Raw genomic sequence first — 17,949 nt, 5'->3', positions numbered from 1 at the left:
GACCCGTCCGGCCGTCGAGGCGCGTGAACCCCCATTCACGCGGCTCCAGCGGCCACTCCTTGCGCGCTCACCGCACCCCCGCGCGGGAACACGCCCCCTTTTCGCGCCTCGGGCCCCCCAATTGGCCCGTCAGCGCGCCCCCTTCAACCGCCGGCCCTCGGACGCCTCCCAGCATTGGAGGCGTCAAGCCGGACGGGTCGGCACCCCCCTCAACTCAATGCATCGCCACCCGCTCGTGCTCCTCCGTCACCGGCGGCCGCTCGCGGATCGCCACCGGCGCCTTCTCGAAGAGCTGCACCACCAGGCCCGCGAAGGGCACTCGCGGCCTCGGCGCCAGCGGATTGCCCAGGCGCTCCATCAGCGCCACCGCCGAGTCCACCGCCTCGTCCAGCGACTGGTTCACCACCGCCCGCTCCGCGTCGCCTCCGCCCAGCGCCTCCACCGCGTCCACCAGGCAGCGGCGCAGCGCCGCGAATTCCTCGTGCAGCGCGCGCCCCCCCCGGCTCGGCGCCAGCCTCAGCACCGCGCGCGTCCGGCTCCACGGGCTGCCTTCCTTGCCCTCCAGTTTCTTGCCCACCTCGCGGATGAACGGCTCCACCACGCTGTCCAACTGGTTGCGCGGTGCCCCCCCGTCCTTGCGCGCCTCGGCGAAGCGCACCCGGCGCCATGCCGCGGCCAGCCGCTCCGGCTGCCCCGCGAACACCCTCGCCACCCCTGCCCCTCGCCGTGCGCGTTCCAGCATTCCGCTCTCCTCCGCTCTCGTGGCGGGCTCTTGAGCAAGCCGCTTGCCAGCGCTCACGCCGAGGGGAGGGGACAGTGAAATCAGCCGTTTGGCTCAGCCCCTGGGCGCTGAGCGTCCCAGCCGGGCTGTAGATTTTTCGCCGCGGGCGAGGAAAGGGAAGGGCTGTGGGTCCTGCGGTCTCTTCCGTGGGCAGTTGTTTTCCCACCGGCAGGACAAGGCGCGGCCCCCGTTTCAGTGCACTGTCGGCTTGGGCGGACGAGGCACGCCTTCCTCATCGTCCTCGAATTCCTGGCTCGCGAGGGGCTCCACGGAGTCGCCCCACTCAAGGACCGCCACGTCCGCCGCCTTCGGCGCGTCCGCCGGCTCCACCCCGTCCACCGGCTGCGCCGGCACGAGCATGGCCCGCTGCTGGGCGAGCTCCGCCTCGAGGGACGCGCGCAGCTCCGCCTCCTCGGCGGCATCCTGCGCCTCCATCTCGGCCAGGTGCTCCTCCTTCTGCTTGCGCCGCCGCACGTACGCCGCCACCACCAGCCCCGTCATCCCCAGCCACAGCAGCGAGGTGCTCGTCGTCAGCGGCAGCCAGCCGTAGCGCGCCGCCAACCCGTCCCGCCACGCCAGCTCCTCCACCCACAGCGACGACTTGAAGGCCTTGCCGAAGGCCTGCTCGAAGGGCTGGCCCGTGGCCACCTCGTCCACCAGCCGGCCCATGCCCTCCGGCCCGTACCGCGCCGACAGCCACGCCACGAAGGCCGCGCTCTGCGCGTAGGCGATCTCCACGTCCGAGGGCAGATCCGGCCACGCGTCGTGCAGGTGCTCGAAGCGGAAGACCTTCTCCTGCGTCACCGCGCGGAAGAGGGCCGTGTAGTGCGTCACGGACCAGTTCTCGCCCGTCAGGTTCTGCGCCAGGCCCTCCTGGAACCAGCGCGGCCAGCCTCGGGCCAGCTGCCCCAGGGCCACGTGCGCCAGCTCGTGCCGCAGCGTCACCATGCCCTCGGGCCCCGCCATCGTCAGCGCGTTGAGGAGGACAATCCGGTGCGAGGGGTAGGCCAGCGCCACCGCCCAGCCCGGAGGCGCGCCCCCGGGCAGTGCCAGCGCCTCGAACTCCTCGCGGCCCACCCCCACGCGGATCTCCGTCACCCCCGGCCAGTCCCGCCCCAGCACGCTCACGAAGCCGTCGCGGATGGCCTCGATGTTGGTGGCGAGCTGGCGCGCGGAGCCCTCGGACTTGGCGGTGTAGAGCAGGCGGAAGCGCGGCGTGACCACCTCGCCCACCACCAGCGCCGGCCGGGGCACCGGCACCATCGCGGGCTCCACGCCTCCGTTGGCGTGGCCCGCCTCCGGCACGGGATGGGTGTACTCCTGCGCCCGCGCGAGGGGGGACAGCAACAACATCAGGAGCAGGAGCAGGTGGCGCATGGGAGCCTCACGTGGTCCCAGACATAACAGCCTCGGCCCGCGCCGCGCCAAGCCCCTCGACACGCACCCGTTTACGACGCGAGGTGTCACCCGATACCAGACTCACCTGCCGCTTGGGCACCCCGAGCTGCTTCGCCAGGAACTCCAGCAGGGCCGCGTTGGCCTCGCCATCCACGGGAGGGGCGGCGAGCTGGATTTTCAGCATCCCGTCGTGCTCGCCCAGCACGCGGGTGCGCGAGGCCCTTGGTTGCACCAGCACGGCCAGCTCCACCGCGCCGGGCACTTCCTTCAGCCAGGAGGCCGTCATCAGGGGCTCTCTCCGGGGGGCTCTCGCCGGCTACTCGCCGTTCTGCGCCTTCTTCTGCGTGAGGTACGCCACGTTGTCCTCCACGCGGGCGTAGTCCTTGTCGGCGAAGGTGCGGCCGCTGAACGTCTCCAGCAGCTTCTGGTGCGCCTCCACCACCGACTTCACCTGCGACTCGAACTGGGCGCGCTGGCGCTTGAGCTCGTTGATGTCCTCGACCACCTGCACCAGCCGCTGGTGCGCGCCGTGGACGATCTTCTCGGCCTGATGCTCGGCGTCCGCGAGGATGATCTCCGCTTCCTTCTTGGCCGCGCCCTTCATGTCCTCGCTGATGCGCTGGGCGGTGACCATCGTCTCCTGCAGGGTGCGCTCGCGCTCCAGGTGCTGCTCCAGCTTGAGCTGGGTGCGCTTGAGCTCCTCCTTCAGGCCGATGTTCTCCTTCACCACCTCCTCGAACTCTCCGGCGATGAGCTCCAGGAAGGCTTCCACCTCTCGCTTCGAGAAGCCGCGCAGGGCCGTCTCGAAGCGCTTCTGCCGGATGTCGAGCGGGGTGATCTTCATGCACCCCAGTATAAGCCAGCCCTAGGACTTCTCCAGGAACTGCTCCCCCAGCTCCCTGGCCCGCCGGGTGGCCGCCTCCACCGCGTTGATGAGGGTGGTGCGCAGCCCGCCTGCCTCCAGGGTATGCAGGCCAGCGATCGCCGTGCCGCCGGGGCTCGTCACCTGATCCTTGAGCTGGCCGGGGTGGGCGCCCGTCTCGATGAGCAGCTGGGCACTGCCCAACACCGTCTGCGCGGCCAGCTTGAGCGCGGTGTAGCGGGGCAGCCCCACCTTCACCCCCGCGTCCGACAGGGCCTCGATGATGAGGAAGATGTAGGCGGGGCCGCTGCCGGACAGGCCGGTGACGGCGTCCAGGAGGTTCTCGTCCACCACGGTGGTGGTGCCCACGGACTGGAAGATGCGGGTGGCCACCGCCAGGTCCGCCTCGCTGGCGTGCTCGCCCGGGGACAGCGCGCAGGCGCCCATGCCCACCAGGGAGGGGGTGTTGGGCATGGTGCGGATGATGCGCGCCCCGGCGCCCAGCCGCCGCTCCATGGCGGCGATGGGCACGCCGGCCGCCACGGAGATGATGAGCTTCTGCGGGTCCACCGCCGTGGCCACGTGCATGAGCAGCTTGTCCAGCGCCTGCGGCTTCACCGAGAGCACCACCACGTCCGCCTCGCGCACCGCCGCCAGGTTGTCCTGGGTGGTCCTCACCCCATAGGTGCGCTGGAGCGTCTCCAACCGCTCTCCCCGGCGCCCGGTGGCGATGATGGACTCGGGCTTCGCGTTGCCGGCGCGCAGCAGCCCCTTGATGAGCGCCTCGGCCATGTTGCCGGCGCCGAGGAAGGCGATCGTCTTGTCGAGCATCCGCCCGCTTCTAGCAGCGTGACCGTCTGGTTGCAGATTTCTTGACGGGCGATCGGATCGTGGGACCTTGACACCCACAACAGGCCTGTAGCGCCTGCACGGGAGAGGTCGAGAGCACCATGAGCGCGGCGGCTGCGACGAACTGGAACTGGCGGACCCTCGAGAACGTGGAGGTCGAGTGCACCCACTGCGGCGTGCGCATGACCAGCCACGCGGGGCCACGGGTCAAGTACTTCCGGTGCGGCTCGTGCCACCGCTGGGTCTCCAGCGTCTACACGGACGTCTTCCGCGCGGACGCGAAGATGCGCACCCACCCGGTGAAGGAGAAGACGGACGGGGACGCGCAGTTCCTGGCCGTGAAGGATCGGCTGGAGGCGTGGCTGGCGGCCATCGACGATCAGGACCCGTACCGGGTGCTGGGTGTCTCGCCCTCGGACTCTCCCGAGGTGGTGCGGGCGCGTTTCCGCGAGCTGGCGCTGGAGCGGCACCCGGACCGGGGGGGCTCCGAGGCGAAGATGCGTGAGCTGAACCTCGCCTACGAGAAGATCCTCCGCCACCGTCAGCGCAAGCGGATTGAAGCGCTGGAGTCGGGCTCGGCGCCGGTGCGCGGGGCCACGGCGCTGCCCGCGGCTCGCGGCCGGTAGGCGCGGACGCTCCGGGGGCTTCCCCCGGTGCGGCGGGAGGCCGGGGACGGCACCCCGGGCGGAGTCACCGGGTGACGTTCTGGTCGCCGCTGGCCCCGCCGCCCCGCTGCCCCTTGTACTCGTTGTTGGGCGTGTGGATGAGGACGACCTCGACGACCTTGTTCCGGCGCGTCTCGTTCGTCTCGGCGAGCACCCGGCCGCGCCAGTTGTGCGGGTCGGGCTCGGCCACCCCGCCCAGGTTCTCCACCACCCTCGGCGGCGAGATGCCCAGCCGGGGGTTGATGCACTCCGCCCGGAGCACCACCTGCAGGTCATTGTCCTGGAAGGGGTTGGGCTCCACCGGAGGGAACTCGTCGATGTTGTCGGAGATGGTGACCCGGAAGTCGGGGGGGAGATTCGGCATGGCGACCGGCCGCCCGTCGATGCGGCCGAAGGAGCTCGGGCCCCACTCGGCGTCGAGCTGCTCCACCTGCGACTCCGGGTTGTTGTAGCCGGGCAGCGCTCCCGACAGCATCTGGTTCCACCGGGCGTAGTTTTCGCCGTAGAACTTGCGGCCCCACTGCGCGGCGGACTCGGAGCAGGTCTGCGCGTCGATGTCGCGCACGGCGCGGCCACTGCGCTCCTGCTCCGCCCCCGTGTACGCCAGGGCGCCGAAGATGATCAGGGCGATCAGCAGCGTCACGCCCAGGGCCGTCAGCAGGGTGGATCCACGACGAGGGGCTCGGGACTTCATGTCACGCTCTCCAGCCATCAGATACGGGGTGCGGCGAGATTCTTGAGCAGGACCACGGTGCTGAGCACCCGGCGGCGGTGCCCGCTGGCGGGAGGCCGGGGGCCGCCCAGGTCGATTCCGCGCTCGAAGGGCGTGTCCTCGTTCACGACGTACTCGCCCTCGTCGGTGACCAGGGTGCTGCTCGTGCGCGCCGAGATGGTGAGCCGCGCGAAGGTGAGGCTCGGGTCGAGCATGTTGTCCGTGGGCCCCTGATCGGTGAAGCCCTCGTCCGCCACGCCATCGTCGTTGCGGTCGTAGCCCCACTGCACCTGGAAGTCCTCGATGTCCTTGGCCAACACCCGGAGCTGGGGCGGATTGAACGGATCCAGCGTCCGCCAGTCCAGCGTCTCCATCACCAGGTCTGCCCGCTCCGGCTCCTTGTCGCGGGCCTCCACGTGCATCACCCGGAAGCGGACCACCTGGACCGGGAACACGGTGGCGCCGGGCTCGATGGGGATCAGCGCATCCTGCAGCGCCATGGGATTGATGTCCGTGGTGAGCTGAACGACGTTGCGCGCCGAGGCCCCATCCATGCCGAGGTTCGTGTCCCGGAACGGCACCAGCATGGACCGTTGGAAGTTGGTGAGCAGCGCGCTCTCGCCGGGAAGGAAGATCTGGGGTTGGACGCCCGGCATCGTCGGCAGCCGTCCATCCGGCGCCACGCTCACGGTGTTCAGTCCGATCGGCGTCACCAGCACGGTGCGGCGATCCGCGCCGTAACGCAGCAGGGTGATGGAGTCGGGCGTCTGCGGCATGGACGGGCTGAGGGCCAGCGCGCCGTTGGTGAAGAGCAGGGCAGGGCGCTGCCTGCGCGTGCCATCCTCGTCCATGAAGCTGTAGGCCGGGCCGCCGGCGCCCGCGGAGGACAGGGCCCGGGACACCTGGCGCAGGGCGGTGCGGGCCTCCTCGTTGGCGTCCGACAGCAGTTGCTGGTTGCGCCGCATGCGGCCGGCCGCCAGCAACACCACGACGGCCGCGCCCAGCATCACGATGCCGAGCGTGGCGCTGAGCAACAGCTCCACCAGGGTGAGTCCCCGGGCGGAGCGCCGCTTCCGGGCGGACGCTAGCGGGTGAGGACGGCGGTGGTGATGACGCATTGGGAATCACCCTCTGTGAAGTTGCTGCACTGGCCCTGCGGCGCGTGGCTGACCGCGACGAAGACCCGCCAGATGTCACCCTGGTTGCTGCCGGTGACCTGCTGCTGGAAGCGCACGTAGCGCCGGTACTGGCAGGTGGGATGGAAGCCCTCCTCCCGCGACCCCGTGCGCCTGCACGGGCGGCCGTAGATGTCCACCCAGCCCATCAAATCCGGATTGGCGCCGTTGCACAGCTCCGCGATGGCGCCGGTGGCGCTCGCGGCGCCGAACGCCTCCTGGCAGTCCAGGGGCGTCCCATCCGTGACGAAGGCGGCCCCGTTGGCCACCGGGCGCAGCTTGAGCTTCTGGTCGCCGATCGCGAAGACGTCCAGACGCTGCTGGGCCAGCCGCATGGCCATGTGGTGGCGGTAGGAGCGGCTGGAGGCGCGGGCGGCGAGGGTGTTGGCCGAGACCAGCGCCAACATCGCCACCGCCACCAGCCCCATGCCCACCATCACCTCGACCAGCGTCATTCCTCGAGGGTGTCTCTGCCTGCGCATGCTCCACCTACTCCGCGAGGGCCCGGCCCAGATCCAACCAGGAGCCGATCCGCGCCGGCGACCGCTTTCCGGGCAGGCCCGTTCCAGGCACCTCACCGAGCGCGCTGTTGTCCTCGGTCCGCTGCAGGCCCACCATGCTCTGGGTCACGATGGTGCCGTCGGGCAGCACCAGACTGCCGGCGGCCGCCTTGCCGCTCTCGCTGACGATCTCATGGCCCGCCGAGCGGGTCATGTCGAGCACGTGGGTGCGGCCCTGCATGTCCGACTTGAAGGGGTTGGTGTCGGTGGTGCCGTAGGCCGTGGTGAGGACGATCTTGCTGCCGACGAGCTTCGGCGAGCCGACGGCCCGCTCCTTCTCCTCCAGCTCGAGGTGCACGGCCGCTCCCTGCTTCGCGGTGCCCCACCGGGCCATCTCGGGCGCCAGCGAGGAGGAGACCGGCGTCACCTTGTCGTAGGTGAGCTGGTGGCGGATGCGCAGATCCTCCGGGCTGGAGGCCACCACGTACACCCGGCCGTGGATCTCCGGGTTCGTCGAGAGCACCCAGTCCGGGCCCGCCGTGCCGAAGACGATGGCCAGCTTGCCCGCGGCCGCCTTGCCCACGCCCATCTGGGAGAAGAGGCCGTCGGAGCCCAGCTCATAGGGCAGCCGCATGATGGCGGGCACGGTGCTGATGGGGTGCTGCGGGTCATCGGTGGAGAAGAGGGGGTAGCTGCCGGTGCCCACGGACGCGTTGGCGAAGGAGTTGAGGTTGGCGCCGGTGTGGATGTTCAGCTCCCAGAGCCGGCCCTCCATGTCTCCCACGTACACCCGGTCCATGGCCCCGTCGTTGTCGATGTCCAGCGTGGAGGTGCCGCCCGGCACGGAGTTGGAGGTGCCCGCGCTGTAGGGCCGCTCCCACTGCCACAGCTTCCTGCCCGTGCCCGCGTCCAGGGCGAACACCTGGAGCTGCTGCGCCCCGCTCGTCGCGCCGTTGGTGGCGACGATGACCTGGTAGGACGGCAGGTTGCCCCGGCGCACCGGCACCAGGTTCATCGACAGCGAGTCGCCGAAGTCCTTGTAGTTGTAGGGGCCCGAGCGCGGCGCCTCGTTCAGCTTGGAGTAGTCCGGAGCGGGCGCGCCCCTGCGGTCCGTCCACGTGAAGGCCGTGTTCTTGGCGGTATCCGGATCATCGAAGTTGTCCTGGTTCGCCGTCACGTCCCACAGCACGGTGGGGAAGCGGGGATCCGTCACGTCCAGCGCGAACATCTCTCCGCCCAGGCGGCCCGAGCCGGACACGAGCACCGTGCGCCAGCGGAACACCCCGGTGTTGCGCTCGGTGGGAGACAGCACTCCATCCCGGTTCACGTCGTCGTAGTCGACGTACACGTCGGAGACGACCGGCGAGATGTCCACCCGGGCGTCGTTGGTGCGCAGGCGCGGGAGCTGGCCCTTGGGAATGAAGGACCACAGCTCGGTGCCCGCGGCGGGCGCGACGGCACCGGGGATGGAGCCGCGCAGGTAGATGGCGTGGAGCTGGCCATCCAGACCGCCGATGTAGGCCATGTCCGGGCGCTGGATTTCGATGTAGGCGCTGCGGCCGACCACCGCCGCGCTCGCGTGATCCAGGCCACCGAGCGTCGAGCGGACCTCGCCGAACTGGCGGTTGTCGCACTGGCCCTCGGAGGGCTCCATCTCGTCGTACGGGGTGCCGTCCGTCCGGTCGTGCGCCACGCAGAAGCCCCGCACCCGCTGCACGAAGTGCCGGCTGGTGTGGTTGTACTCATTGAGCAGCGCGGCGAGCAGCGAATCGACGATGCCATCCCCGTCCGGGTCCAGGATGCTGGTGCCCGAGGAGTTGCGGTCCAGGCCGATGGCCTCCTGGAGATCACACACGTTGCGCAGCTTGCCGGTGGTGTCGTCGTCCTGGCAGCCCGGCTTGAGCTCGTCCAGGTGGAAGCGCACCTTCTGGAGCCCCTGCTGGTTGTTGCCCAGCACGGTGAAGAGGGTGCGCTTGTCCGGCTTGGGCATGCGCTCGGTGGCTTCCCAATCCGCGTTCTTGGCGTAGCCCTGGCGGCTGTCACCGATGCCGTCGGCCGGGATGGAGCGGAAGCGGCCCTCGACATAGGGGAAGATCCAGTCCGCGGCCTTGGCGCCCATCTGGAAGTTGATGCGCTCGGGGAAGTGGGCCGGGGGCGGGGTGTCCAGGAAGGTGCCCGACAGCACGTTCACCTTGTCCATGGTGCCATCCGCCTTGTAGGTGATGTCGGCCACGGGCTCGGCGCGGCTGGTCTCCAGCGAGCTGGGCTTGTAGGCGAGGTTGAGCAGCGTGTTGAGGACGACGCGGTTGCCAGCGGCCGAGGACGCGAAGCTGTGGCCGGCCAGGTAGAGGATGTTGCCCTTCTGGCGGTTGTTGTCCTTGGGGCGGGAGACGTAGAGGTCCCAGCCATCCTTGGCGCTGTTTCTCGTCGACTTCGTGGTGATCATCCGCAGGGTACCGGGGCCGTAGTCCTTGCCCGCGCGCGGCCGGAAGCCCTCGACGAGGCCCGAGGTGATGACGAACGGGTAGTCCCCCTTCTGGCTGAAGAGGTCGCCGTAGTTGCGGAAGATGTAGCAGTCACCCGTGGCGTTCGGATCCGAGCAGTCCTGCCCGTTGGTGGCGAAGCCGCCGCCGCCCGTGAGCTCACTGGTCCCCATGGTCTGCAGGCCCGGCCCCGACGGATGCGCCGGATCCAGCTTCGACATGAACTGGGTGGGCTCGTTGTCGTTGTAGAGGGTGCGGTTCCTGTCGTCGGGCCGGAAGCTGTCCTCGTACGTCTGGATGGAGGCGCACTCGTTGAAGATGCTGTTCCCCAGGTCGGCGAAGTGGGCGATGTTGGCCAGCCCTTCCTTGAGCTTCCTCTGCTCCCGGGTGTTGCCCTCCCAGTGCGGCGCCCACATCACCTTGTAGTAGGTCTTGTTCGGCGCGGCCGGGTTGGGCGCGTAGTTGAGCTTGCCCTTGGGGTAGGTGGCGTCGGAGATGAGGTCGCGCTCCTGGTGGAGCACGTCGAAGATCTTGCCGTGATTCTCGAAGGTGCCCTCGGCGCCCGGGAAGTACAGGCCGGCGTTGGAGAGGTACTGGCGGAGGATGCCCACCGCGCCGCCACTGCCCTCGACGAGGGCGATGGGCGGCGGCACCTCGTTCATGATGCGGGCGACGGGGGCCACGAAGGCGTTGTTGGCCCGGTGCACCCGGACGTTGAAGGCCGTGCCCGGGGCGCAGTTGGGGGCGCCTTCCGTTCCCCGGAACTTCTCAAAGTCCGGGTCGTCCTTCAGGAGCTGGATGGCCTTGGCCGCCTCGGCGGCCTCGATGATGAAGGGCCCGCCCATGTAGCGCAGGCGCTTCACCCTGTCGTTCACGCGGAAGGCGGCCTCACCCGTGTTGACGTTGGCGGCGCGGCCGTCCAGGGAGGAGAAGGTGTCGAACTCGTCCGTGAATTGGCCGGTCGAGTTCTTCAACAGGGACACGGGCCAGCCACTCTCCTTGGCCACCTCCATGTCACAGCCGTCGATGGAGACCGGCGTGTCCACGGTGTTCCTGCACCGGTGGTGGCTCGTCTTGGTGGGCTGCACCGCCCAGTAGACCGTCACCTTCTTCTGCAGCAGCCGGTAGATGAGACCGTAGGCGGAGACTGCCCCACACTGGGTCTGGTAGGCCCGCTGCATCGGAATGATGAGCGAGCCCTGCTCGAAGCGGACATCCGTTGCACCGGCAACGAAGGGCAACGTCATGAGGCACAGAACGACCAGGGGGCGAATGCGCAGCGCTTTCATCCGTGTCTGTCCTCCGGAAGGGGAGCCGACGTGGGGACGCCGGTCTACATTCAGGGGTGGGCGCCGATCCCACGGGGGTGGGTCTGCGCTTATCTGCGGTAGGGTAGCATACCCAAAGAAAAGCTGACAAAGCATCCAAGGCGGGAAAATTGGGGCCCCGCCCCGTACGGGCTTCCCCGTATGACGGGTAAGCCCTTGAAAAGACAAAGCCTCCTCCCGCCCGGAGGCAGGAGGAGGCTGGGGAGGGGCAGGGCTTGTGGCCGATCCCTCGCGCCCGGGGTCTAGCGGACCTCGAGCTTGCCGATGGCGAAGTCGGCGTTGGACATCACCTCGTCACCGGCGCGGTTGCGGACGGCGGCGCGGAAGCGGGTGTCCAGGCTGGGGCCGTTGAAGACGGTGCCCACGGTGGCCGTGGCCGGCAGTTTCAGCCGCACCGAGTAGAAGACGCTGCCGGGGAGGAGGCTCACGTCACCCGTCACCTTGCCCGCGCCGTCGAACTTCTGGCTCACCCCCGTGTAGAGGACGCCCGAGGTGGGGCCCGTGGCGGGCAGCGCCGCGGCCACCGCCTTGGGTGCCGCGCCCAGGTTGAGCGCGTTGCCCTCCACCAGCAGGGCGGTGTCGGCCATCACCCGGGTGTGATCCAACGGCAGGTTCATACCGGCCGAGTAGACGCCGCCGCGCGCGGGAATGGACCCGCCGGAGGTGGCGATCACCGAGGTGTTGGACACCAGGTCGAGCTGCACCAGCTTCGCGGAGGAGGCCGCCGTGTTCACCACGAAGCGCATCTTGCCCGTGCCCGGCGTCGGGTCCGTGTAGACGAACCCGTGCACCGCGGTGGTGCCCGCGCCGGAGAGCGAGGCATCGCCCACCAAGGTGGCCTTGAGCTCCTGCGCGCCCAGGGTGTTGAAGGTGGCGCTCACCGTGGAGGTGCCGCTCTCGCCACCCGTGAGGGTGAGCGGGCCCGGGAGGACCGCGGCCGTGTCGGAGCTGGTGAAGGTGAGGCTGCCCGCGTACGAGATGGGGTTGCCGTAGGCGTCCTTCACGCTCACCACCGCGGCCACCGGGTAGCCGGCGTTGGTGTCGGTGGGCAGCGCCACGTGGATCTTCGGCGCGGCCGGGTTGATGGTCACCGGGGCCGTGCACGTCCAGCCGCCCGTGGACTCCGTGGCGGTGAGCGTGTGGCCACCGGCGCCCGCCAGCTTCGCGGCGAAGAGGCGCGAGCCCTGGTCCTTGGCCGGCACGTAGGCCGCCGCCTCGGGCATGTCCGCCGAGGCGTGGGTGTCGGAGGAGGTGAGGGCCACCGTGCCGCTGAAGCCGGACACGGTGTTGGCGAACGCGTCGCGCACCGTCACGCGCACCGGGAACTGGGTGCCCGCGATGGTCGTGGCCGGCACGTCGGAGATCTCACACGCCGCGGCGGCCGCCGCCGAGATGGAGAACGCACCGGAGCCCGTCACCCCGGCGCGAGCACTGTCCGCCACGGTGATGGACTGCGCGCCCGCCGTCTTGAAGGTGGCCGAGAAGGTCCGGATGCCGGAGTCCGCCTCGGTGAAGGTGTAGGCACCGGGCAGCCCCGCGAGGGAGTCCGTGGAGCTGAAGCCCACGGTGCCGCGGTACCCGGTGACGGTGTTGCCGAACGCATCCGTCACCGTGGCGGTGAAGGTGGCGTCGCCGCCCGCCATGGCGGGGCCCGTGCCGGACACGACGATGCGGGCGGCCTCGGCGGAGGTCACCTTCACGCTGCCGGTGGTGGCCGTCAGGGTGCCACCCACCTCGGTGGCCGTCACCGTCTGGTCGCCCGGGGTGCGGAATGCCACCGAGACCAGCGCCACGCCCTGCGAGAAGGACGCGTCGGCCGGCAGCTCCATGGCCGAGTCCGCCGAGCTGATGCGCACCTTGCCCGCGTAGCCCGTGGCGCGGTTGCCCTTGGCGTCGAGCGCCGTGACGGTGAGCGCGAGCGGCTCGCCCACGCGCGCCGTGGCGGGCAGCGAGGAGAGCGCGTACGACACCGCGCTGCTCGGACGCACCCGGAGCTCGGCCGAGACCTTCACGTCGTCGTTGTGGGTGTCCTGCACGGTGAGGGTCTGCACGCCCGCCCAGAAGAGGGAGAGGCGGATGGTGGCGGTACCGTTGCTCGCATCCACCAGCACGTCCGGGACCTCGGGCGCGCTCTCGTCGCTGTGACGGATGCGAAGCTGGGTGGAGTAGTCCGTGGCGATGTTGCCGAAGGCGTCCACGAAGGACACCTGGAAGGACACCTCGGCGCCCGACTCGGCCTCGGGCAGCAGGCCCGAGAGGTTCATCCGGGCGGCCGGACCGGCCTTCACGGTGAAGGCCTCGCTGGTGGTGCTGAAGGTGCCCTGCATGCCACCGCCCACGGTGCCGCTGGCGATGAGCAGGCGCGTGCCCGCGGTGCGGAAGGTCACCGGCACCGTCTTCACGCCATTGTCCGCGGCGGTGAAGGTGAAGTCGGCCGGGAAGCTCCGCGGCTCCGTCGTTGCTCACTTCCAGTTGTTGTACGCGGTGACGACCTGGGGCGCGCACGCGGCGAGCCCGGTGATTGTCGTCACACCCAAGAACATCCACTTCTTCTTCTGAGACATGGTCACCCGGAGGGATGGAGCCGTACCTCTGCTGCGGAACCGCGGAACCTTGACGGCACACGCCTCGTGCTGCGGGAACGCGCAGGCGGAACCGGAGGCATGTGGGGAGGCCCGACACCTCGACGGTGTTGAGCCGAAGGCACATGATGGCCCGGATAATGTTTCATTGTGAATCCCCCCCGGGGCCTTTGGCCCCAGCCCCACATTTCGTGCTTGCTGTTGAGAGACAAAGCTTCGGGGGCTTATTCCTGCCCTTGGGGCGGCGGTGGGACTGACTACAATCGGAGCCCATGAGTCAGGACATCCAGGCGCTTCTCTGGTCCTACGGGTACGTCGGAGTGTGTGTCGCCGCGGGGGAGCTGGCCCTGAGGCTGGGCCTGTCGCGTGAGCTGGCGCGGAAGATCATCCACGTGGGGGTGGGCTTCTGGATCTTCGGCACGCTGGGGCTGTTCGAGAGCCGGGCGCTGGCGGTGGTGCCGTCGGCGACGGCGGCGGTGGCCAACTGGTACATCCACCGCAAGCGGCTGCTGAAGTCGGTGGAGGCCGAGCCCGACAACCTGGGCACGGTCTGGTTCGCGGTGGCGTACTCGGCGCTGGTGTGGCTGGCGTGGGACAAGCCGGCGGCGGCGGCGGGGGGCGTCATGGCCATGGCCGTGGGAGATGCCCTGGCCTCGCTGGTGGGCCGGCGGTTCGGGCGCCACCGCTACGAGACGTTGGGGGAGAGGCTCAAGAGTCTGGAGGGCTCGCTGGCCATGTGCGCCGGTACCTTCGTGGCCGTGCTGGCCGTGCTGACGTGGATGCCGGGCCTCGCGCCGGACATGCCGCGGGTGCCGCTGGCCCTGTTGTGCGCCGTGGTGGCCACCTGCGCCGAGGCGCTCGGCACCAAGGGACGCGACAACCTCTGGGTGCCGCTGGCCGCGGGGGCCGTCCTCTACCTGGTGCCGCCCGTGCACGCCTGGGGACTGGGCATGGGAGCGGGCATCGCCCTGGCGATTGGCGTGCTGTCCTGGGCCCGGGGCTCGCTCAGCCCGAGCGGCGTGCTGGGGGCGCTCCTCGTGGGCACCCCCGTCTTCGGGCTGGCGGGGGCGGTGGGGGCCGCGGCGCTGCTCGGCTTCTTCATCTCCTCGAGCGCGCTCTCCAAGACGTTCCGCGCCCGGAAGGCCGGTGTGGAGGAGGAGTACGCCAAGACGGGGACGAGGGATCTGGGACAGGCCCTGGCCAACGGAGGCGTGGCCGCGGGGGCGGCGGTGCTGCTGGCCGTCACGGGAGACGCGCGCTACTCGCTGGCCATGCTGGGCGCCCTGGTCGCCGCCAACGCGGACACGTGGGCCACGGAGCTGGGCGTGCTCTCGCGCTCGCCACCGAGACTGGTCACCACGTTGCGGCAGGTGCCGCCCGGTACGTCCGGAGCCGTGTCGGGCGCCGGGTTGCTGGCGTCCACCGCGGGGGCCGCCTTCGTCGGTGGGATGGCCGTGCTCGCGGGGGCGCCGGTGGCACTCATCCCCTGGCTCGTGCTGGCGGGCGTGGTGGGCTCGCTCGTGGACAGCCTGCTGGGGGCCACGGTGCAGGACGTGCGCTGGTGTGATGCCTGCTCTCGGGAGACCGAGCGCAGGGTGCACCGGTGCGGCCGTTCCGCCCGGCCGCTTCGGGGCTTCTCCTGGCTGGGCAATGACACCGTCAACGTGGTGGCCACCGCCGCGGGCGCCCTGCTGGCCTTCTGGGCGTAGCACGCCGCGGACGCGTCGCTGAAATGGACCGGCCGGGAGTCGAACCCGGCACATCAGGCGTGCAAAGCCCGATTCCGCCCCGGCGGCCAGCCCGAAAAGAGGGGAGGGGAGTGGAGTCACCGGGAGTCGCACCCGGATCTCCGCCTTGCGATGGCGGCATCTTCCTGTTGGACGATGACCCCGAATTTACGCGAGCAGGGAGTCGCACCCTGATCTCCGGCGTGTCGGACCGGTGCTCTGCTGTTGAGCTACACGCGTGTCTGTTTATGGAAACAGTGGAAAGTAGGGACGAGCAGACTCGAACTGCCGTCTCCCGCTTATCAGGCAGGTGCTCTACCCTTGAGCTACGTCCCTGGGTGTTTGCCTTCTACGTCTGGTTGAAGCGGTGGCATCCCGTGAGGGAGTCGAACCCTCATCGCTGGAATGAAAAGCCAGCATCCTGAGCCGTTAGACGAACGGGACGGCTGCTTCATCCGTCATGCGAAATCAGACGCGAAACGCCGTGCGTTCCTGACAGGCCCTCCGTTCGCCTATGGTGCGCCGCATGTCGTCTTTCTCCCGTGAGCCCTGAGTCCATGACAACATCCGGTTCCATGCTCCCAGACGATGCACTCACTGAAGTGACCGCACTGGTGCGGGAGGGCCGGACCATCGACGCCATCAAGCGCTACCGCGAGCTGACGGGCGAAGGGCTGAAGGAGTCCAAGGAGGCCGTCGAGCAGCTCGCCGCGGGGCGGACTCCGAGCTTCTCGCCCGGGGCTCTCCAGCGGCTGACGGGCACACCGCCGGGCGAGTCCCTCCCGTCCGGGCAGCAGGCCGAGCTCGAGCGGCTGATCGTCGAAGGAAAGAAGATCGAGGCCATCAAGCTCCATCGCCAGCTCGCACGCACGGGTCTGAAGGAGTCCAAGGACGCGGTCGAGGCCCTTGAGGCGAAGATGATTCAGGCGGGCTCCCTGCCGTTTCCGGGAGATGCCGGGAAGCAGGTCACGGGGCGGAGCCGCCCGGTCTGGCTCTGGTTCCTCCTCGCACTGGGAGCCGGCTTGCTCCTCTCCGTGCTCAGCCAACGGGCGTAGGCCCGGCCTCGCCCCTGCCGGCACGCAGCAGGTAGAGCCAGAAGAAGGCCCCCAGCGCGAGTCCCAGCGTGGCCTTCACCCACGAGGGGAAGAAGTCGCCGGGGGACACGAAGCCCTCCACCACGGCGATGAGGGCGAGGAAGGGCGCGCAGCCGAGCACCAGCTTCACGGCCTCGCGCCCCCGCAGCGCCAGGGCCTGCCCCCGGGGCAGCTCGCCAGGGTCGATGAGGGCCTGGCCCACCATGAGCCCCGCGCCTCCGGCGATGACGATGATGGACAGCTCCACCGGCCCGTGGGCGGCGATGAAGTCGAACAGCTTCCCACCCATGCCCTCGTGCACGCACAGGGCGGCCACCGAGCCCAGGTGCACGCCGTTGTTGACGAGCACGAACACCGTCCCCAGCCCCAGCAGGATGCCGGAGGCGAAGGTGACGATGGTCACCGTGAGGTTGTTGGTGGCGATGCCCGAGGCCACCGCGTTGGGCGGCGACACCGTGAGGATGCCGTCCGTCCACATCTCCCCGCGGGCGATGAAGCCGCGCAGGTTCTCGGGGACGAGCAGCTCCGCGCCGCGCGGCTCCAGCAGCACCACCACCGCCCCCAGCAGGATGCCCAGCAGGAAGAGGCCCGTGCTGGCGGCCACGAAGACACCGTTGGCGCGCAGGGTGCGGGGGAAGTCGTGGCGGAAGAAGGCCAGGGTGGAGGCCAGCCGCTCGCGCGGTGGCTGATAGATGGCACCGTAGGCCTGGCCGCAGAGCTGGTTGAGGAAGCGGTGCACGTCCGTGCCCGCGTAGAACGTCTGCGCCTGCGCCAGGTCCGCCGCCGCCCGGCGGTAGAGGACATCGAGCGTGCGCAGCTCCTCCAGCCGGAGGGTGCCCGCGCGCTGCCGGGCGAGCAGCTCCTTCAGTGCGTCCCAGTCGGGCCGGCGGCGGGTGACGAAGGTGGGCAGCGGCGTGGCCACGTCAGCGCTCCGTCTGGACGCGGGAGCGAAGGAAGGCCTCGGTGCTCTGGTGCGAGGCCAACACGGTGGTTCGCCCGGCCTCGTCGAGCCCCCCGTAGCGCTCCACCAGCTTCCTTCCCAGACGCGTCCGGGCCTCGGGCTCGAGCCTCCGGCGCCCGGGCCAGGAAGGAGAGGATGAGCTCCAGGTCCTCCGGGGTGAGCCGCTCGGCGCGGGGGGCGGTGGGCGGGGCCCCGGGCGTGGCCGCGGGGGCGGAGTACTTGTCCAGGTCGATGCGCTCCTCGCGCACCAGCAGCGTGCCGGCGAGCAGATCTCCCAGCCGCTGGTGTTGGCGCGTCAGCAGCACGCTCAGGCAGCCGGCGGCGTAGAAGAGGGGAAGGAAATCCACGGTGCGCACCAGGTTGCGCACCGCGCTCTCCAGCACGCCCACGGGCGAGCCATCCACGCGCACCACCCGGATGCCGACGAGGCGCTTGCCTGGCGTCTGCCCCCCCATGAGCATCTCCGCCGCCGTCCAGTACACCCACTGCGTGGCGAACACCCCCACCACCAGCAGCGTCTGCGTCAGGCCGGACAAGCCCTGGACGAAGCCGAGCACGTCACTCACCAGCAGCGTGAAGGTGAAGTAGGCGACCACCCAGAAGAGGAAGAGCAGGAAGAGATCGGCCAGATAGGCCAGGCACCGGTAGCCGATACCGGCCACGGGCAACGAGAGCGAGACCCGCTCGGGCGTGGCGACCTCGAGGCTCGGAGAGGGGGCGGAATCCATTCGTCCGGGGAGCTTAACCGGAACGCGCCTGAAGGTCCGCCCGGGCAGTTGCCAGGGCGCGCACCCCGGTGCGCCACCCCCGCTGCACTCCGTGCGGGGGCATG

General features: G+C 70.0%; 15 protein-coding genes, 5 tRNA genes and 1 pseudogene. 4 read left to right on the top strand and 17 right to left on the bottom strand.

All coding sequences use genetic code 11. The features are described 5' to 3' along the window. Positions 1-214 precede the first annotated feature (214 nt). The 5 genes from ACN28I_RS11270 to proC form a co-directional block, all read right to left on the bottom strand. Positions 215-742: a hypothetical protein gene (locus ACN28I_RS11270; RefSeq protein ID WP_420942061.1), complete on the bottom strand. Its 528-nt coding sequence runs from the start codon at positions 740-742 to the stop codon at positions 215-217. A 231-nt stretch (positions 743-973) separates the two neighbouring features. Then, positions 974-2,158 carry a peptidase MA family metallohydrolase gene (locus ACN28I_RS11265; RefSeq protein WP_420942060.1) on the bottom strand — a complete coding sequence of 395 codons (1,185 nt, stop codon included), beginning with the start codon at positions 2,156-2,158 and terminating at the stop codon, positions 974-976. Positions 2,159-2,165: 7 nt separating this feature from the next. Beyond that, positions 2,166-2,465: a DUF167 domain-containing protein gene (locus ACN28I_RS11260; protein WP_420942059.1), complete on the bottom strand. Its 300-nt coding sequence runs from the start codon at positions 2,463-2,465 to the stop codon at positions 2,166-2,168. A 30-nt stretch (positions 2,466-2,495) separates the two neighbouring features. Further along, complete coding sequence (locus ACN28I_RS11255) at positions 2,496-3,023, bottom strand: DivIVA domain-containing protein (RefSeq protein ID WP_267536046.1); 528 nt, start codon at positions 3,021-3,023, stop codon at positions 2,496-2,498. Between the two features lie 21 nt (positions 3,024-3,044). Then, entirely contained in the window at positions 3,045-3,872 is an 828-nt protein-coding gene (gene proC, locus ACN28I_RS11250; RefSeq protein ID WP_420942058.1) for a pyrroline-5-carboxylate reductase, read from the bottom strand. Positions 3,873-3,991: 119 nt separating this feature from the next. On the opposite strand from proC, the gene ACN28I_RS11245 reads away from it, so the two are divergent. After that, positions 3,992-4,516, top strand: coding sequence for a J domain-containing protein (locus ACN28I_RS11245; RefSeq protein WP_420942057.1), 525 nt, complete (start codon positions 3,992-3,994; stop codon positions 4,514-4,516). Positions 4,517-4,580: 64 nt separating this feature from the next. On the opposite strand, the gene ACN28I_RS11240 is transcribed toward ACN28I_RS11245, so the two are convergent. The 5 genes from ACN28I_RS11240 to ACN28I_RS11220 form a co-directional block, all read right to left on the bottom strand. After that, positions 4,581-5,249 (bottom strand): hypothetical protein, encoded by a 669-nt coding sequence (locus ACN28I_RS11240; RefSeq protein ID WP_420942056.1) that lies wholly within the window; start codon positions 5,247-5,249, stop codon positions 4,581-4,583. 17 nt (positions 5,250-5,266) lie between these two features. Continuing rightward, a complete protein-coding gene (locus ACN28I_RS11235; protein ID WP_420942055.1) occupies positions 5,267-6,310 on the bottom strand; it encodes a hypothetical protein in 1,044 nt (347 codons plus the stop codon). A 41-nt stretch (positions 6,311-6,351) separates the two neighbouring features. Beyond that, on the bottom strand, positions 6,352-6,924 hold the full coding sequence (locus ACN28I_RS11230) for a type IV pilus modification PilV family protein (RefSeq protein WP_420942054.1): 573 nt from the start codon (positions 6,922-6,924) through the stop codon (positions 6,352-6,354). A gap of 7 nt (positions 6,925-6,931) precedes the next feature. Next, positions 6,932-10,714 (bottom strand): hypothetical protein, encoded by a 3,783-nt coding sequence (locus ACN28I_RS11225; protein ID WP_420942053.1) that lies wholly within the window; start codon positions 10,712-10,714, stop codon positions 6,932-6,934. 281 nt (positions 10,715-10,995) lie between these two features. Continuing rightward, positions 10,996-13,140 carry a hypothetical protein gene (locus ACN28I_RS11220; RefSeq protein WP_420942052.1) on the bottom strand — a complete coding sequence of 715 codons (2,145 nt, stop codon included), beginning with the start codon at positions 13,138-13,140 and terminating at the stop codon, positions 10,996-10,998. Here ACN28I_RS11220 and ACN28I_RS11215 point away from each other — a divergent pair. Beyond that, positions 13,118-13,312, top strand: coding sequence for a hypothetical protein (locus ACN28I_RS11215; protein ID WP_420942051.1), 195 nt, complete (start codon positions 13,118-13,120; stop codon positions 13,310-13,312). The two genes, ACN28I_RS11220 and ACN28I_RS11215, sit on opposite strands and share 23 nt — an antisense overlap. Positions 13,313-13,607: 295 nt before the next feature. Then, positions 13,608-15,044: a DUF92 domain-containing protein gene (locus ACN28I_RS11210; RefSeq protein ID WP_420942050.1), complete on the top strand. Its 1,437-nt coding sequence runs from the start codon at positions 13,608-13,610 to the stop codon at positions 15,042-15,044. Between the two features lie 24 nt (positions 15,045-15,068). Here the strand turns inward: ACN28I_RS11210 and ACN28I_RS11205 are convergent. The 5 genes from ACN28I_RS11205 to ACN28I_RS11185 all read right to left on the bottom strand — a co-directional run bounded on the left by ACN28I_RS11205 (position 15,069) and on the right by ACN28I_RS11185 (position 15,506). After that, positions 15,069-15,137 (bottom strand) — tRNA-OTHER (locus tag ACN28I_RS11205). Between the two features lie 18 nt (positions 15,138-15,155). Continuing rightward, positions 15,156-15,226, bottom strand: a tRNA-Ala gene (locus ACN28I_RS11200). 5 nt (positions 15,227-15,231) lie between these two features. After that, a tRNA-Val gene (locus ACN28I_RS11195) sits at positions 15,232-15,302 on the bottom strand. A 25-nt stretch (positions 15,303-15,327) separates the two neighbouring features. Continuing rightward, positions 15,328-15,398 (bottom strand) — tRNA-Ile (locus tag ACN28I_RS11190). Positions 15,399-15,430: 32 nt separating this feature from the next. Next, positions 15,431-15,506, bottom strand: a tRNA-Glu gene (locus tag ACN28I_RS11185). 158 nt (positions 15,507-15,664) lie between these two features. On the opposite strand from ACN28I_RS11185, the gene ACN28I_RS11180 reads away from it, so the two are divergent. Then, positions 15,665-16,117, top strand: a complete 453-nt coding sequence (locus ACN28I_RS11180; protein WP_420942049.1) for a hypothetical protein — start codon at positions 15,665-15,667, stop codon at positions 16,115-16,117. Here the strand turns inward: ACN28I_RS11180 and ACN28I_RS11175 are convergent. Both ACN28I_RS11175 and ACN28I_RS11170 read right to left on the bottom strand, forming a co-directional pair. Beyond that, positions 16,101-17,078, bottom strand: coding sequence for a stage II sporulation protein M (locus ACN28I_RS11175; RefSeq protein WP_420942048.1), 978 nt, complete (start codon positions 17,076-17,078; stop codon positions 16,101-16,103). The genes ACN28I_RS11180 and ACN28I_RS11175 overlap by 17 nt on opposite strands. Before the next feature lies 1 nt (position 17,079). Further along, positions 17,080-17,845 (bottom strand): annotated as a pseudogene (locus ACN28I_RS11170) (RDD family protein). Positions 17,846-17,949: the final 104 nt, after the last annotated feature.

This window comes from Archangium gephyra (assembly GCF_049060025.1).
Lineage (GTDB): Bacteria > Myxococcota > Myxococcia > Myxococcales > Myxococcaceae > Archangium > Archangium gephyra_A.
This window is presented reverse-complemented; position numbering and strand designations above follow the sequence as displayed.